We start from the raw sequence: 17,004 nt of genomic DNA, 5'->3' as shown, positions 1-17,004 counted from the left end.
GCGGGCGCTGTCCGAGGCGCGCGCACCCCTGCGCACTCTGGGCGCGTTGCACCGGTCATTTCGCCTTTCATTTGCAAGGGTTGCAGCGACCTATGCGAGGATGCGGCCCGCCATGGCACATCATAGAGAGGGGTGCAGGAGGGGGCGCTCGCTGGTCGCGCCGCTGGCTGTGGGCGCGGCGCTCGCCGTCGCGCTCGTTCCGAAGAGCTCGTCCGCTCAGACGTGGACCGACGGGCGGACGACGCCCGTGCTCGACGAGATCGTCGCGGTCGACAGGACCGGGGAGCCGCGCTGGCCGTACGGCAAAGAGGACGTCGCGGGCGACGGCGAGGGGACGTTCGCGGCTCCGGAGCAGTCGATCGATTTCCGCACGGCCTACGCGGTCGCCGACGCGGGGCGGCTCTGGGTGCGCGCCTACGTGTCGGGGACGACCGCGATCGGCGCCCAGGCGACGCTCTTCGTGTTCATCGACGCCGACAAGAACCGGGGGACCGGCGGCACGGCCCGGGCGCCCGAGATCGACCCGCGGTTCACGGAGGACGAGTCGCCGGGCGGCTACGAGGTCGTGCTCGGCGTGAAGGGCGACGGCACGCGCGCGGGGATCTGGACGTTCGCGGCGTCGGGGAGCTACGAGCCCCTCACGGTCACCGACCAGCAGGTGGCCACCGAGGCAGGGACCGACGTCGATCCGGTGCTGATCGGCGACGAGACGCGGGGATACGCGCAGGGCTCGATCGCGCTCGACATCGTGAGCGTCGGCGTGACGTGCAACGCGAACCTGTACTTCCGGTCGGTGAACGACGCCCCGGGGCTCGGGGCGGGCGATCTCGACATCGGCATCTCCGCGCCGTGCGTGGCCGGCGACGCGGACGGCGACCGGGTGCCCGACGTGATCGTGCCGCCCTCCGGCTGCACGCGCGACGCGGACTGCGCCGGCCGGGGCGTCTGCGTGGCCGGCGACTGCATCCTCCCGGTGTCGTGCGTCGACGACGCGGACTGCGACGCCGACGAGGACTGCTCGCCGGATCACCGGTGCGTCCCCACGCCCAGCGGCACCTGCACGTCGAGCGCCGAGTGCGGCGATCTCGTGTGCGTCAGCGGGCAGTGCGGCCCGTGCTCGCCGGGCTCGTCCGAGTGCGGCGCCGACCTGCTCTGCGCGCCGACCGGGCGCTGCGTCGACGGCGCGGATGCGGTCCAGGGCGGCGCCTGCGCCTGCACGGCGGGGCCCGCGCCCCTCGGCGGCGGCGCCCTGTCGCTGCTCGCCGCCGGCGGGCTCGCGCTCGCCTGGCGCAGACGCCCCCGCCGCGGACCGGGGGCTGGCCGATGAAGAGGAGACCCATGCGCGCACGGACCACCGCCGCCACCGCCTGCAGCATCGTCACGATCCTCGCCGCCGCGACGATCGCGTCGGCGCAGGAGACCAACCTCGACGTCGAGCGCTTCAAGCCCGCCGTCACCCACGACGCGTTCGTCGTCACCGAGGGCTCCGGCGTCCGTGAGCCCGCGGACCCGTGGGAGTTCGGGCTGCTGCTGAACTACGCGCGCAACCCGCTCATCGTCGCGACCGGCGACGGGGGCGTGCGGACCCAGATCGTGAGCGGCCGGCTGGGCGCCGATCTCATGGCCTCGGTCACCATCGCCGAGCCGTTCGCGCTCGGCCTCGACATCCCGTTCTTCCTCTTCCAGTCGGGGGAGGGCTCGCCGTCGTTCGGGGGCCTCGGCGACATCCGGCTCGTGCCGAAGCTGCGCATCCTCGACGACCGCGACTCCATCGGGCTCGGCCTCGTGGCCGAGCTGCGCGTGCCCACGCACACCGGCGACTTCGCGGGCGGCGCGCGCAACGTGGTGTTCTGGCCGCGCATCGTCCTCGATCACCGGTTCGCGCCCGGCCTCAGGTTCGGCGTCAACGCGGGCGTCGCCATCCGCGAGGGGACGACGTACCGCAACGTCGAGGCGGGGAGCGAGCTGACGTACGCGGCGGCGCTCGGCTACCGCTTCGGCGGCATCGACGGGAAGGTCGAGATCGGCGCGGAGGCCAACGGCGGTATCGGCTTCACCGCGGACGACCTGAAGGAGGAGGAGACGCCGCTCGAGGCGCTCGGCTACGTGAAGATCAACCCGAGCGACGAGTGGGAGATCGTCGCGGGCCCGGGCATCGGCGCGCTGGCCGGCTACGGCGTGCCGATCTTCCGCGTGTTCGCGGGCGTGAAGTACACGCCGACCTCGCACGACCGCGACCACGACGGGGTCGACGACGAGCGCGACCAGTGCCCCGACGTGCCCGAGGATCGCGACGGCGACTACGACAGCGACGGCTGCCCCGAGGAGGACGCCGACGACGATCACGACGGCGTGCCGAACTCGGACGACGAGTGCCCGGACGAGAAGGAGACGATCAACGGCGTCGAGGACGACGACGGCTGCCCGGACAAGGGCGATCCGCGGGTCACGTACGAGCAGGGCGAGTTCGTGATGCGGGATACCATCCGTTTCCGGACGGGATCGGCCGAGCTCGAGCCGGAGTCGTACAAGACTCTCGACCAGGTGGCGCTCGTCATGAAGGCGAACCCCGAGATCGAGCGGTTGCGGGTCGAGGGGCACACCGACGAGACCGGCACGCGCGAGCTGAACCAGGAGCTGAGCCAGCAGCGCGCCGAGGCGGTCCGGAAGTACCTGATCCAGAAGGGCGTCAGCCCGGGCCGGCTCACGGCCGAGGGCTTCGGGTCAGACAGGCCGGTGGCCGAGGGCAACGATCCGGCGAGCCTCGCGAAGAACCGCCGCGTGGAGTTCGTGATCGACGAGTGAGCGACGTGCGGGGCGCGCTCCTCCTCTGGAGCGCGCCCCGCCCACCGCGGCGCGGCAGGCCGCGCCCCGCGCGGGCGGCCGCCGCGCGCTGGAGGCCGCCGACGACGCTCGTCAGAACCGGCCGTGGATCCCGAGCCCGCCGCCGTTCGCCCCGACGGCGGGCGTGACCACGATCCGCGCCGCCGCGGGCTGCGCGTCGCCGAGCGACGTCACGAACAGCGCGACGCCGGCCGCGAGCCCGACCCCCCCGACCACGAAGCCGATGTTGGACAGCGTCGCCGCGCGCTTGGCGTCGTCGACCAGCGAAACGCCCCGATCGTCGCAGAGCGTCTCGGTCCGGCAGTGCTCGTCCTGGGCCCGGTTCCACCGCGCGCCGGCGATGAGCCCGAAGATCGAGCCGGTCACGACGCCGGCGACGCCGACGCCGCCGGCCACGAAGGCGAGGGTGCGGCGGGTGCTCGCGCCGCCGTCGTCGCCGCCCGCGCCGGCGCCGGCTGCGCCGCTCCGGCCGGCCGCGGGCGGCCCGCCCGGCTGCGGCGGCGCCGCCGCGGACGCCCCCGGCGCCGCGGGGTCGTCCTCGAGCGGCGGGATCGCCACGGTGACGACCTTGCCGGGGCCGGCGGTCTGCGCCTCCACCGAGAACGGCTTCTTGCCGGGCGCGGTCGCCTCAATGCGGTGCTTGCCCGGGTCGACCGGCAGCGGCGCGCCCCACGCGCCGGCGTCGAGGACCGCGCCGTTGCGCCGCACGACGAGCCCGTCGGCCGGCGCGCTCACCGCGACGGCGAGCCGCTCGAGCCGCGCCTCCAGATCGGCCGCGCGGCGCGTCGCCTTCGCCTCGCGGTCGGCCTGGCCGGCCCGGCTCGCCATGTCCGCGGCCTCGCGGAACGCCGCCCAGGCGCTCGCGGTCCGGCCGAGCCGCTCGAGGCAGTCCGCCAGGTTCCACTGGGTGCCGTAGCCCGGATCGAGCCGCTGGCTCGCCGCGAACTTGGGGCACGCCTCGGCGAGCTTGCCCTGCGCGACGAGCTCGCGCCCCTCGCGGAACAGCGCCTCGGCCGCGGCGGCTTGATCCGCCGACGGCTCCGCGCGGGCCAGGCCCGCCGAGAGCGACAGGAGCGCGGCGATGCACCACGCGGCGCGCCTACTTCCTCGATGTCTCGTCATCGTCATTCCTCGGGGGCCTGGGGGGCGGCGGCGGCCTGACGGCGGACGGCCTCGGCGCGGGCGGGCGCGCGGCGACGCCGGCGCTCGCCGACGCGGCGGCGCGCGCCGTCGCCGTCGCCGTCGGCGAGGGCGGCGCCTCGGCCGTCGAGGAAGCCGCGGCCGGCGCGTCCCCGGGCGCCGGCGCGCCGGTGCGCGGCGGCTCGGCCTCGGCGCGCGGCGCCGGCTTGGCCTCGGCGCCCGCGGACGGCGGCGGCGGCTCGGCCTCGGCGCGCGGGGGCTCCGGGTCGGCCGACGGCGCGGCCGGGGGCGATCCGCCGCCGCGCACCGCGAGGTAGACGCCGGCCCCGCCCGCGATCGCGGCGGCGAGCACGCCGCCGGCGAGCAGCGCCACGGGCGCGCGCGACGCCGGGCGGTCGCTGCGGTTCGACAGCCCCACGCTCGTGGCGGGCGCCGTGCCCGACAGCGCGTGCGGCCCGCCCGGCACGCCCGACGGCCGCGCCGGGCCCGGCGCGGCGTCGAACGGCACGCCCGACAGCCGGGGCGGGGTCGACGCGGCGTCGAACGGCGCGCTCGGCATGCGCGGCGGGGTCGACCCGGCGCCGAACGGCGCGGCGGCGCTGAACGGCGCGCTCGGCATGTGCGGCGGGGTCGACCCGGCGCCGAACGGCGCGGCGGCCCCGAACGGCGCGCTCGGCGCGGCGGCCCTGAACGGCGCGCTCGGCGCCCGCGACGCGCGCGTGGCGGCGTCGAGCGGCACGAGCATCGCCTCGGCGATCGCCTCGCCGTGCGGCAGGAACGCGCGCAGCGCCGCCGCCAGCTCGCCGGCGCTCGCGGTGCGGCCGGCCGGATCGATGATCAGCGTCCGGTGCACCACGTGGGCGACCTCCGGCGGAACCCACGGCGCGACCTCCTGGATCCAGCGCACGGGGGTCGTGCAGATGGCCAGGACGAGCTCGCCGAGGCCGGTCAGGTGCTCGTTGGGGCGGTGCCCGGACAGGGCGTGGTACAGGCTGATCCCGAGCGACCAGAGATCCGAGCGCGCGTCGATGGCGCCGCTGCCGCGCGCCTGCTCGGGCGACATGTAGAGGGGCGAGCCGAGGAGCGCGCCGCTCTTCGTCATCCCGCCGTTGCCGAGGCTCTGATCGGTCACCTTGGCGACGCCGAAGTCGAGCAGCTTGACGACGCGCTGGCCGCCCGGCTTGCGCGCGAGGAACAGGTTCGCCGGCTTGATGTCGCGGTGGACGACGCCGGCCTCGTGCGCGTGCTCGAGCCCGAGGCACGCCTGAAGGGCGATGCGGAGCGCGAGATCGACCGGCAGCGGGCCGAGCCGCTCGATGAGGGACTGCACGTCCTCGCCGTCGAGGAACTCCATCGCGATGTACGGCGAGCCGGTCTCGCGGTCGCGCCCGGTGTCGAACACCTGCGCGATGTGCTCCGACTCGACCGCGCCGACCGCGCGCGCCTCGCGCTGGAAGCGGCGGAGGAGCTCGTCGTCGGCGGCCTGGCCGAGGATGACCTTCACCGCGACGCGGCGGCCGGTGCCGGTGTGCCGCGCCTCGTAGACGGCGCCCATGCCGCCCTGGCCGAGCAGCCGGAGGATCGCGTAGCGCTCGTCGAGGATCCGGCCGATCATGGCGAAAGGCCCGGAGCGTCGGCGGCGGCGTGGGGGCGAACCCTCTTCACGGCCGCAGGCTAGAGCACCTCCGCCGCCGCGTCACCCCTCGCCGCAAGCCCTGCACCACGGCAGCCGCACGAGCGTGTGGTGCGAGGTCTCGAACGTCGAGAGGTCCTGGATCAGGAGCCGGCCTCCGAGCCTCGAGGGCGTGTACGCCGAGAGCACCTGGAGGGCCTCCATGGCCACCATCTGGCCGAGCAGCTGCGCGCCGATCGCGCCGGCGTGGGGCGCGGGCTCGGCCCGGGGGGCTGCGGCGGGCAGGGGGCTCAGCGCCTCGGCCATCGCGCACACCCGGCACGCCGTCTCGCCCGGGAACACGAGGGGGCCGAGGACGGCCGTCGCGCCCGCGAGGTGCGCGAACAGGGAGACGATCCGCGCGCGGTGCGCGAACCGCGCGACGCGCTCCAGGAGCTCCGCGTCGTCGCCGCGCACCGCCGCGACGAGGAGGTGCGGGCGCTCCGCCTGGTCGACGCGCGCGAGGAGGTCGTCCGAGAGGAGCGCGGCGGCGGGGCTCTCGTCCACCCGGCAGCGCGGCGCGCGCTCGCGGATCAGCGCCGCCACGGCGCCGCGGCGGGGCGCGCCGAGCGCCGCCTCGCCCCGCGCCCGGACCACCGCGGCGTCGCCCGGGCCGACGGCGGCGTCGCGCGCGTCGATCAGGCGGAGCGCGGAGATCCCCGCCGCCGCGAGCGCGAGGGCGGCCGCGGCGCCCCACGGCTCGAGGCCCACGACGAGCACGCGCGCGGCCGCGAGCCGCGCTGCCGCCTGCTCCGGGGCCGACGACCAGCGGCGGAGGAACTCGCCCTGCCCGCGGAGGCGCTCGCCGTCGACCGGCGGCGCTTCGGGCGCCGGCTCGATCAGCCGGCGCGCCTCGAGCAGGTCGAGGAGCGCGAGCACGCTCTGCCTGGAGTAGTCGGCGAGCGCCTCGACGATCGCCTCCCGATCGCGCGACCCGTCGAGCAGCGGCGCCACCCGCTCGAGGAACGCGCTCACGTCCGCGCCGGTGACCTGGAAGGTGCCGAGATCGGAGCGCAGGAGGACGCCCGCGTCCGTAGTCGTGATGCTGGCCGAGCGGCTGAGTCGAATGCTGGGCATGGTGCTCTCCGACGCTCCCGGTTCAGGCTCGCTGCGTCCCGGTCCGGCTCCCTGCCGGCGCGGGCTGACCGATGCAGACGAGGTAGATGGCGTCCTCCTCGGCCGGGAGCGACAGGAGGCGCCTGAGCTCCTCGTCGTAGAAGCCGCCGATCGCCACCGGGCCGAGGCCCATGGCCGTCGCGACGAGATAGAGGTTCTGGCCGAGGTGCCCCGCGTCGAGCCACAGGAAGCGATAGCCGCGCTGGCCGTACTTCCACATCGTGCGCATCGGGACTGCCGTGATGACGACCACGACGTTGGTGTTCATGATCATGCCCTGATCCAGGGTCAACCCCACGAGCGCCGTGTGCGCGAGGCCTTCCCGGCGGAGCTCGAGCTCGTGCGCGCGCGCGTCGTAGTGGTACAGGCCGTCCGGGAGCTCCTCCACGGCCTGCGTCGCCACGTAGATCTCGAGCGGGTACAGCCCGCCGGCCGAGGGCGTCGGGCGATCGTTGCTCCACTCCCCATCGATCTTTCGCATGCCGCGGACGCCGTAGCTCGCGTGGAGGAGCCGCCCGAGCGTCGCGAGGGGCATCGGCCGCAGGGCGAAGTCGCGGATCGACCGCCGTCGCTCCAGCACCGCGCCGAGCGGGGCGTCGATCGCGAAATCGCGCCCAGGCAGCGGCGTGCGCGCCGATCCCAGGTACGTGCGGAAGGGGAGCGGCCGGAGATCCGCGTCGAACGGGGGCTCCAGCGGCCGCGCCCTGACGTGGGCGGAATGGAGGTGATAGAGCCGCGCGACGTCCGCCTCTTTGCTCCTTGCCATGGTGTCCTCTCTCAGGCCATCGGGTGGGGGTCAGGGTTGATCCCGCGGGGGGCCATCGAGCGGAGGCGCGGGTTGCCGAGCCGCGCGAGCTCGTGGCCGAAGTGGATCTGCTGGAAGTCGGGCCCGAGGGCCCGGGCGACGCGGAAGGGGGTCGCCATCAGATCGGGCGAGGTCACATCGACGATCGCGATGCGCAGCCCCGCGGCCTGGACGCGCCGCGCGAGCTCGGGCAGCGAGATCTCCTCGGGCTCCTCGAGCTCGGCGGCGGTCACCGTGCCCCCCTCGCGGAGGAAGGCGAAGGCCTCGGCGCGTCGCCGGGGGACGTAGTAGGTGGCGTGATCCTCGAGCGTGCGCACGTCCTCCGGCCGCTCGGGGACGGCGAGCTCCTCGCCGGTCATCAGGCGGAAGACGTAATTGATGATCTGCCCCTGCTCGAGGACGGCTTTCCTGATCGCGGCGGCGGGGCTCAGGTGGGCGGAGATCGAGACCACCGCGCCGGGCCAGCGCTCTCCGTCGCCGTAGCCCACGCACATGACCACAGGGACCGCGATGCCCGCGTCGAGGAGGTACAGCTCGATCCGGGCGCCGCGCTCCTCGAGCTGCCGCGCGATCTCGTGCACCTCGGGGGCGACGGAGTCGTCGGGCAAGATCCGCCGCCCTGGCCGGCGAGCGAGCCACGAGATCATGAAGGCGTCGCGCTCGATGAGCTCGAGCGCGGCCCCCATCGACGCGCCCTCGAGCGTCGGGCCGGCGGCGAGCCCGTTCGAGGTCACCTGGCAGAAGTACGCGTCGGGCCCTGCGCAATAATTATAGTAGGTCGGGAGCGCCGGTACGTACACGGGCTCGCGGGTGTCCATCCACTGCCCGAGGACCCACTCGATCGGCGTGGCCGGATCGAGCCGCGTGAAGGGGAACCCGGGGTTCGCGTACTGCGCCTCGTCGTAGAGGCAGAGCCGCTCCGGAGCGATGAACTCGCCCTTCATCTCGGCGACCGAGCAGCGGAGCAGCCCCTGCTTGTTGAAGAGCCCGGAAGAGTAGCGCTCGATCGCCTCGCCGGTCGCCCCGATCAGAGCGTCGACGGCGGTGATGCCCTTTCCGGTGCCCACCTGAGGCTCATCACAGCAGTGCGCGTGCGCCGAGCCGTCGGTATAGTTGCTGAGGATCGCGGTGGCGATGATCGGCGTCTCCGGGGCGAGCGCCGGGCTCACCGCGCCCAGCCGGAGGTGCTGGACGATGCCCGCCCGTGCATCGACGATGCCGGCCAGGAGCCGGCGGAGCTCCGCCGGCTCACGCGCGTCGACGAGGAGCGCGCTCGAGCCCTTGCGCGCGCGCCCCGCGCGCAGGGCGTCGGCGGCGCCGCCGCAGACCGGGCACCAGGGCATCGGCAGGACGGCGTGGAGCGACGCCTCCAGGTCCACCAGGTTCTGCACCATGAAATGGCCGGCGAGCCGCGACGCGCCTCGCTTCACGAGCAGATCGATGGCCGCGAGCGCGACGGCGTGACCCAGGAGCGCCGGCGTCGGCGCGAGGTAGGTGCGCGCGCGGCGCCCTGGGCGTGCGGCGAGGAGCGACGCCTGGAGCGCGTGATCGGCCTCTGACCGGTCGCTGAGCGCGAGCCTCCGGAGACGGCAGCAGTCCCAGCACGCGGTCTCGCCCGGCACGACGGCAGGGCCGATCACCGCCTCGAGCCCCTCGAGGTGCGCGCTGAGCGAGCGGATGGACGCCGCGTGAGCGAAGCGCGCGACGCCCTGAAGGACGAGGAGATCATCGCCCGAGACGCACGTGAGGATGAGGTCCCAGCCGGTGTCCTCCTGGATGAGCTGGCGATCTGCGGCGACGCGCAGCGCCCCGGCCGTGACCGCGCAGCCGGGCGCGATCCGCGACAGCTCGAGGGCGAGCGAGAGCGCGCGGTCCTTCCCGAGATCCGCCTCGGCGAACGGGCCGAGGTCGTCCGCCGCCACTTCCCTGTCATCGAGGACGTGGAGCGCGCCGACGCCCGCGCACGCGAGCTCGGCGGCCGCGACGGCGCCCCACGGCTCGAGCCCGACCACGAGGACGCGCGATCGCGCGAGGCTATCGCGCTCCGCCGCCGGCGCGGGCTGGGCGGTCCCCTCGGGCGCTGAGGCGATCATTGATGCGCTGGGCAGTCGAATGGCCACGCGAGATCTCCAGGAAAGGGCAACGCGGCGGCGGATCGACCGGCGCCGCGCGGCACCTTCGGTAAAGAGGTTCAAACCTGGCGCCCAAGGAGCGGCGCCCCGACAAGCCAAAGAGAGGAAGAACTCGCAGGCGGCCTGCGGTCCTTCGCTCGAGCGTGGTGAGCCCAGGAAGACGGGAAGTTGCTTTTTTTGAACTCCAGCGCTCCTCGTCTTCCTCCGGCGCTCCATCGATCGGCCTCGCCGGCTTCAGGGCTAGGCGCAGCCACAGCGACAGCGACAGCGACAGCGACAGCGGCAACCGCAACCGCCGCCACAGCCGCCGCCACAGCCGCCGCCACAGCCGCCGCCGCAGCCGCCGCCACAGCCGCCGCCACAATGGCAGTAGAAGCTGGTCGGAGTCGCCGACTCCATTGCTTCCAGCCTGCTCGACAAAGCGTCGATGGCGTTGCGCAGCTCCTTCACCGACACATCCAGATCCTTCGGCGTCCCATTTCCGTTGTTCGAATCACTCATCGCAGAGCCTCCCACAGATAGGTGAGGCACGCAAAGGGGGTTCGTCAATCCTGTGGCTCATCGCCCGGCGACGGATGTCGCGCAGGTCCCTTGTCATCCAGGGCCATAGGCGCCGTGGACGGCGCGAGCGATCCGACCGCTTGCGGGCTGTTCGCGAGACCGCCTATCCCCGCGGTCCACGAACGGCGCTCTCCTAGAACGTCGATCACGTTGAACTCCCGCGAAAATAGATTCATGGGAAGAGGGACGCGAGGGCGCAAGGGACGCAAGGGGAAGAGAAGAATATAATTCCATCTCTGTCTCCTTGCGCCTCTTGCGCCTCTTGCGCCTCTTGCGCCTCTTGCGCCCTTGCGGTCTCTCCTCTTGCTGCATGCCGTGCTCTTCCTGCTTGCTCAAGCTCGCCTGTGACCGTGCGCGGCCATCCGCCCCGGCCGGAGAGCCGCCGGGCGCGTCGGGCACGTACCGCCGTGGCCGCGGCGCTCCGCGCGGCCCCAACGGCCCTGGATAATGCGGCACCCTGCGCGCCCGCATCCATCGAGTCATCAGAGCGACCTCCAAGAATTGCCTTTCTGCGCTCTCTCCGGTACCCGGGGCCGCCTCTTCTCGAGCGCTCTGCGCTCATCACCAAAGGAGTGTCATGCGTCGTACTTCTCTTGGGTTGGCGATAGGCGGCCTGTCTTCCTGTCTGCTTGCTTCGTCAACACGGCTCGCAGGCTGCGGCGCCGAGGAGCGCTACTCGCCGCAAGCACAGCGGCAGCGGCAGCGGCAGCGGCAACTGCAACCGCAGTAGAAGCTGGTCGGATTCGCAAACTCCATTGCTTCCAGCCTGCTCGACAAAGCGTCGATGGCGTTGCGCAGCTCCTTCATCGACACATCCAGATCCTTCCGCGTCCCATTTTCGTTGTTCGAATCACTCATCGCAGAGCCTCCCGCAGCTAGGTGTGGTACGCAAAGGGGGGGCGTCAATCCTGTGGCTCATCGCCCGGCGACGGACGTTGCGCAGGTCCCTTGTCATCCAGGTCGATAGGCGCCGTGGGCGGCGCGAGTGAGCCGACCGCTTGCGGGCTGTTTGCGAGACTGCCTATCTCTCGCGCTTCACGAATGGCGCTCTCCTAGAGCGTCGATCACGTTGAGCTCCCGCGAAAATAGATTCATGGGAAGAGGACCGCGAGGGCGCAAGGGACGCAAGGGGAAGAGAAGGATATAATTCCATCTCTGTTTCCTTGCGCCTCTTGCGCCTCTTGCGCCTTTGCGGCCTCTCCTCTTGCTGCATGCCGTGCTCTTCCTGCTTGCTCAAGCTCGCCTGTGACCTTGCGCGGCCATGCGCCCCGGCCGGAGAGCCGCCGGGCCCGTCGGGCACGTACCGCCGTGGCCGCGGCGCTCCGCGCGGCCCCAACGACCCTGGATAATGCGGCGCCCTGCGCGCCCGCATCCATCGAGTCATCAGAGCGGCCTCCAAGAATTGCCTTTCTGCGCTCTCTCCGGTACCTGGGTCCGCCTCTTCTCGAGCGCTCAGCGCTCATCACCAAAGGAGTGTCATGCGCCGTACTTCTCTTGGGTTGGCGATAGGTGGCCTGTCTTCCTGTCTGCTTGCTTCGTCAACATGGCTCGCAGGGTGCGGCGCCGAGGAGCGCTCCTCGCCGCAAGCCCTCGCCGAGGTGGGGTGTGCGGGCTGCACCGTGCTGAAGGGAGGCACGGTGTTCGACGGCTCGCGCGCGGCCAGGGCGACGGTGGTGATCGAAGGAGACAGGGTGAAACGGGTCGTCTTCGGCGAGCGCGACGCCGAGGTCGCGGGGGGCGAGGTCGTGGACGTCGCCGGGAAGACGGTGCTCCCCGGGCTGATCGACCTCCACGTGCACTCGCTCAGCGTCGCCGGGCCCTACGCTTATATCGACGGCGATCTCCACCTCGAGGACCATACGAAGGCGATGCTCCGGGCGGGCGTGACCTCGTACCTCGATCTCGGCTCCTCCCAGCGCGTCATCTTCGAGCAGCGAGCGCGCATCGACGCCGGAGAGGTCCTCGCGCCGCAGCTCTTCGCCGCCGGGCCGCTGCTCACGGCGACCGGAGGACACCCCTGCTACCACGGCGACCCTCCCGGCGATTTCTGCCTCTTCATCGACGCTCCCGGCGACGTCGCAGCGGCCTTCGAGGCGCTCCTCCCGAAGCGCCCCGACGTCATCAAAATCGTTCTCGAGTCGGGCGGATCGCGGACGCTGCCGCGCCTGTCGCGCCCGTCCGTGACCGCGATCGCCGAGGCCGCCGCGGCCGCGGGCGTCCCGGTCATCGCCCACGCAACGGAGGCCGTCGACATCGAGGACGCGCTCGACGCCGGCGTGACGCTCTTCGCGCACGTCCCGGACCAGGAACGGATCTCGCCCGAGCTCGCGCGGAGGATGGCCGCTGCCAGGGCCGTCGTCATCCCCACGCTCGTGGTGATGGACGGACTTTACCGCACGGCCAGCGGAGCGCTCACCGAGCTCGACGACCCCTCCCTCGCCGACGACGTGCCGGCCGACGTCATCGCCGCCCTGCGCGATCCGTCCCTCGTCGGGGAGCTCAGGACGGCGCGCTATCAGGAGCTCTCGAGGACATCGCGCGATCACGCGGCCGCGAACCTCTTCACCTGCTACGAGGCCGGGGTCACCATCGCCGCCGGCTCCGACGCCGGCAACCCGGCGGTCTTCCACGGGCTCGCCCTCCGCCGCGAGCTCGCGCTCCTCGTCGAGGCCGGGATGCCGCCGGCCGCGGCGCTCGCCGCCGCGACGCGCGCCGCCGCGGACGTGCTCGGCCGGCCCGATCTCGGCCGCCTCGAGGAGGGGGCGCTCGCGGACGTGCTCGTGGTCGACGGCGATCCGCTCGCCGACATCCGCGCGCTCGAGCGGGTGTCGCGCGTCTACAAATCGGGCGTCCTGCTCGATCGCGACGCGCTCGCGCTGCCCCGCAAGACGAGCCTCGCGCGCGAGCCCAGGACGGGCGGCGGCCCCGGCGAGACGTGCCTCGCCGCCTCGGAGTGCGCGCCCGCGCGGTCGTGCAGCTCGGCCCAGGTCTGCGCGGCGACCTGCATCGACGCCGCCGGCTGCGCGCCGGGGAGCGCGTGCCTCTTCGACGGCGGCTCCCCCACGGGGGGGTCGTGCGTCGAGGGCGACGGCTGCGACCTCTTCGCGCAGGATTGCGAGAACGGCGCCGCCTGCGTGTTCTGGGGCAACGGCGCGACGTCGTGCTGGTCAGCCGGCAAGGGCTCGGGCGGGCAGCCATGCGACGCGTCCTTCGCCTGCGCGCCCGGCAGCATGTGCGACTGGGCCTCGCGCGCGTGCCGCGATCTCTGCGACCCGCGCGGCGAGCGCGGCGAGGCGTGCCCGGGCGGCAAGCGGTGCGTCGATCGCGCCGCGATCGCGGGCCTCCCCGTGGGCGTCTGCGAGTAGGCCGGGGAGCCCCGCGGGGCGCGCGCGGCGCGCGCGACGGAGCCGCGCGCGCTCACCGCGACGCGAGCATCCAGGCGATCACGCTCCCCAGCGCGAAGAACAGGAGCCCCGCGCCGGCGAGCACGGCGCGCGAGGTCCGCCGCTCGATGAAGCTCGCCGCCGCCCGGAGGCTGGCCGGGGCGGCGATGGCGAGGCTCGTGTCCGGCGCGCTCATCCTCTGGATGGCGGCGTCGAGCGCCACGAGCACCGCGCGCGCGTGGGGGAAGCGGTGGTCCGGATCCTTGGCGAGCAGGCGCATCACGACCGCCTCGAGCGCGGGCGGGATGACGATGCCGGGGGTGCGCTCGGCGATCGGCTGCGGCGGCGTCGACCGGTGCTGGGCGAACAGCGCCGAGGGCTCCACCGCCGTGAAGGGGTGCTTGCCCGCGAGCATCTCGTAGAGGATGACGCCGAGCGCGTAGAGATCGGCCCGCCGGTCGACGGAGCGCATGCCGAGCGCCGCCTCGGGCGCCATGTACGCCACCGTGCCGAGCAGCACCCCGGCGTTCGTGAGCGAGCGGCGCGAGCCGTCGCCCGTCGTGAAGGAGAACTGCTCGATCGGGACCTTGGCGAGGCCGAAATCGATGAGCTGGACGCGCTCCTCCGGCCCGTCGAGGACCATGATGTTGAGCGGCTTCACGTCCCTGTGCACGATCCCGAAATCGTGCGCGGCGTTCAGGGCGGTCGCGATCTGGCGCGCGATGTTCGCCGCGCGCGGCGGGGGGATGGGGCCCTGGTCGATGAGCTTGCGCAGCGTGATGCCGCGGATGAATTCCATCACCATGAACCACGCGCCGTCGTCGAGCTGGTTGATCTCGTAGACCGCCGCGACGTTGGGGTGGAAGATGTGGCGGCCGGCGACGGCCTCGCGCTCGAAGCGCTCGATGAGCTCGGGCAGCTCCTCCGCGTCCGGGTGGAGCACCTTGACGGCCACGTCCTCGCCGGTCGCGAGCTTCGTGGCCCTGAAGACGGCGGCGATGCCGCCCATCGCGACGAGCTCCTCGAGGCGGTAGCGGTGGAGGAGCGTGCGCCCGATGAGCGCCATCGCCCGCTCGCGCGCCGCCGAGCTCGCCTGACCCCCCGCGAGGTACACCGAATCGCTCATGCGGCGGCGCCTCCCGGCCGAGCCCCCCGCGCGCCGGCAGCGCCGCGGCGCAGGGCGCGCGCAGCCGCCCGGCGCCCGCAAGGCGTCTGGCGGCGGAACAGCGCTTCCACCCTGGCTGACATCATACGCGCTCGCACCGGGCGTCCCGAGGGTAGCGCCCCTGCGGGCGCAGCGCCATCGTCACGGTTCGGCCTGGCGGCGGGACGCGCGCTTGCGCGGGCTCATGCGGCGCGGAGGCTGGAGCTCGCGGAGCGCGGGTGAGCCGCGGCGCCGAGCGCGCGTCGCGCGAGGTTGCGCTCGACGCGCTCGGCGCGGGCTGCCCGTCGATCGCCGCGCCCTCGCGGCTGTTCGCCCGGGATTCGACCGCTCCGCCGTGATGCCGAGTCGCCCGCCGCGCCGTCTCCCGCGCTCATGGCGCGGGCTCATCGCGACTCCGGCCGGACAGCGCGCGAGGAGCCCTCATGGCCTGTGGCCCGCGGCGGCGCGCGCGAGGAGAGACGCTGGTCGTGAGATGCGGAGTCGCGCCCGCGCCCCGTCGACGCGAGACCCCCACTCCGCGCGGGGCGGCGGCCGCCCGTCGCCGGCGGAGCGCGACCACCTCTCGGTAGATCCCGCGACCTCGCCGGGCCCCGTTCCGCGGGGATCCGCGCGCGGGGAGGAGGAGGAGAGGAGATGAGAGCGCGAGGGCAGGGCCACGGACGAGCCGGCTCTGGCGCGCGGGCTCGACCACGGCGGTCGCGCCACGAGCAGCCCACACCGGCGCCCGTCGTGCGTGGACGAACGCGGTGTGATCAACACGCCAAGTTCGCAGATGCGTTTTTTCGGTGGGCTCGTGTAGCCTCTATTCGTGGAGGTTTCCATGCACAGCACCATGCGTCGCACCGTTCTCCCCGCGCTCTTCTCCGGACTTGCCGTGGCAGCTTGCTCCGCTCCCGACGCGTCGAGCCTCTTCGCTACCGGCGGCTCCGGGCCGGGGGGCGTGACCTCCGCAGGCGGAGGCGACGGCGGCGCGCCGGGCGACGGGGGCGCCGGCGGCGAGGGCGGCGAGGGAGGCCGTGGCGAGGCGGGCGCGGGCGGAGGCACCGGGGGCGCGGGCGCGGGGCCCGTCATCGTCGACGAGCCGCCGGAGTGCGGCGACGTCTACGTCGACTGCGATGGGGACGAGCGGAACAGCTGTGAAGTCAACGTGACGAACGACGCGCTCCACTGCGGTACCTGCCCCGTCACGTGCAACGGCATCTGCCGGGACAGCGCCTGCGGCCGCCCGACCCGCCACGTCTCCGGCCAGCAGGATCCGCTCTACATCGCGGTCTCCCGCCGCACCCTGTTCTGGACCAACGGCGAGCAGGGCGTCGTCAGGCAGTATGTGATCGGCGACGAGGTCGCGAAGAACCTCGCCACCGGCCAGGTCCAGCCGGCGGACATCAAGGCCGACGACACCCACGTCTTCTGGGCCAACCAGGGCAATAGCGGCGAGCGGGACGGCCAGGTGATGAGGACGCGCATCGGCGGCGAGGAGGAGCCGGTCGCCATCGCCGCAGGGCAGGCCGCGCCCTTCGGCGTGGCGATCGACGACGAGTTCGTCTACTGGACGAACCGCGAGCGCGGCGGCTCCGTGGTCCGCGCGCGGAAGGACTCGAACGGCAATGGGCCGTTCGTCGTCATCTCGGAGGGCGAGGGGACGACCCACGCCCTCGCGGTCGACGCGACCCACGTCTACTGGACGATCCGCGACGACAGCGGCCGCGTGCTGTCCGCGCCCAAGGGCTCCACGGGCAACGTCCAGCCCAAGGAGCTGGCGGCCGATCAGGGCGAGGTGCGCGAGATCGCGGTCGACGCGACGCACGTGTACTGGACGACCAGCAGGACCGGCACGGTCATGCGCGTGGCCAAGACCGGCGGACGGCCCACGGCGATCGCCACCGGGCTGGGGAACCCGAGGGGCATCGCCGCCGACGCGACAGGCGTCTACTGGACCGACCCGACGTCGCCGAACATCATGAGGATGCTGCCGAACGGCATCATCGGGACCTTCGTCGCCGGGGAGCCTTCGCCCTACGGCATCGCCCTCGACGCGGAGCGCGCCTACTGGACCAACGGGCTCGGCACGGGCGGCACCCTCATGAGCGCTCCGAAATAGCGACCGCAGGCGGCGCGGGGGGATCCGCGCCCTCGCGGCCGAGGCGGCCCGCGGCCCACCAGGCGTCGACGCGTCGCCGCCCCGG

General features: G+C 73.5%; 10 protein-coding genes. 4 read left to right on the top strand and 6 right to left on the bottom strand.

The genetic code is table 11. The features are described 5' to 3' along the window. Positions 1 to 112 precede the first annotated feature (112 nt). Positions 113 to 1,327 carry a hypothetical protein gene (locus tag WMF20_RS35210; protein WP_437606186.1) on the top strand — a complete coding sequence of 405 codons (1,215 nt, stop codon included), beginning with the start codon at positions 113 to 115 and terminating at the stop codon, positions 1,325 to 1,327. A gap of 11 nt (positions 1,328 to 1,338) precedes the next feature. Next, positions 1,339 to 2,805, top strand: coding sequence for an OmpA family protein (locus tag WMF20_RS35205; protein ID WP_437606185.1), 1,467 nt, complete (start codon positions 1,339 to 1,341; stop codon positions 2,803 to 2,805). A gap of 111 nt (positions 2,806 to 2,916) precedes the next feature. Here WMF20_RS35205 and WMF20_RS35200 read toward each other — a convergent pair whose 3' ends face one another. From WMF20_RS35200 to WMF20_RS35180, 5 genes are all read right to left on the bottom strand, one after another. After that, positions 2,917 to 3,966: a hypothetical protein gene (locus WMF20_RS35200; RefSeq protein WP_437606184.1), complete on the bottom strand. Its 1,050-nt coding sequence runs from the start codon at positions 3,964 to 3,966 to the stop codon at positions 2,917 to 2,919. Beyond that, positions 3,944 to 5,599: a protein kinase domain-containing protein gene (locus tag WMF20_RS35195; protein WP_437606183.1), complete on the bottom strand. Its 1,656-nt coding sequence runs from the start codon at positions 5,597 to 5,599 to the stop codon at positions 3,944 to 3,946. The genes WMF20_RS35200 and WMF20_RS35195 overlap by 23 nt, the downstream gene beginning before the upstream one ends. Positions 5,600 to 5,680: 81 nt before the next feature. Further along, positions 5,681 to 6,733, bottom strand: a complete 1,053-nt coding sequence (locus WMF20_RS35190) for a TOMM precursor leader peptide-binding protein (protein WP_437606182.1) — start codon at positions 6,731 to 6,733, stop codon at positions 5,681 to 5,683. 22 nt (positions 6,734 to 6,755) lie between these two features. Next, positions 6,756 to 7,538 carry a SagB/ThcOx family dehydrogenase gene (locus tag WMF20_RS35185; RefSeq protein WP_437606181.1) on the bottom strand — a complete coding sequence of 261 codons (783 nt, stop codon included), beginning with the start codon at positions 7,536 to 7,538 and terminating at the stop codon, positions 6,756 to 6,758. Between the two features lie 11 nt (positions 7,539 to 7,549). Beyond that, on the bottom strand, positions 7,550 to 9,670 hold the full coding sequence (locus WMF20_RS35180; RefSeq protein WP_437606180.1) for a TOMM precursor leader peptide-binding protein: 2,121 nt from the start codon (positions 9,668 to 9,670) through the stop codon (positions 7,550 to 7,552). Positions 9,671 to 11,889: 2,219 nt separating this feature from the next. Here WMF20_RS35180 and WMF20_RS35175 point away from each other — a divergent pair. After that, entirely contained in the window at positions 11,890 to 13,635 is a 1,746-nt protein-coding gene (locus WMF20_RS35175; protein ID WP_437606179.1) for an amidohydrolase family protein, read from the top strand. A gap of 52 nt (positions 13,636 to 13,687) precedes the next feature. On the opposite strand, the gene WMF20_RS35170 is transcribed toward WMF20_RS35175, so the two are convergent. Beyond that, on the bottom strand, positions 13,688 to 14,779 hold the full coding sequence (locus tag WMF20_RS35170) for a serine/threonine-protein kinase (protein ID WP_437606178.1): 1,092 nt from the start codon (positions 14,777 to 14,779) through the stop codon (positions 13,688 to 13,690). An 871-nt stretch (positions 14,780 to 15,650) separates the two neighbouring features. Here WMF20_RS35170 and WMF20_RS35165 point away from each other — a divergent pair. After that, positions 15,651 to 16,919, top strand: a complete 1,269-nt coding sequence (locus tag WMF20_RS35165; RefSeq protein WP_272826401.1) for a hypothetical protein — start codon at positions 15,651 to 15,653, stop codon at positions 16,917 to 16,919. The last annotated feature ends 85 nt before the right edge of the window (positions 16,920 to 17,004 follow it).

The sequence above is a fragment of the Sorangium sp. So ce834 genome (genome assembly GCF_051521425.1).
GTDB classification, from domain to species: Bacteria; Myxococcota_A; Polyangia; order Polyangiales; family Polyangiaceae; genus Sorangium; species Sorangium cellulosum_D.
This window is presented reverse-complemented; position numbering and strand designations above follow the sequence as displayed.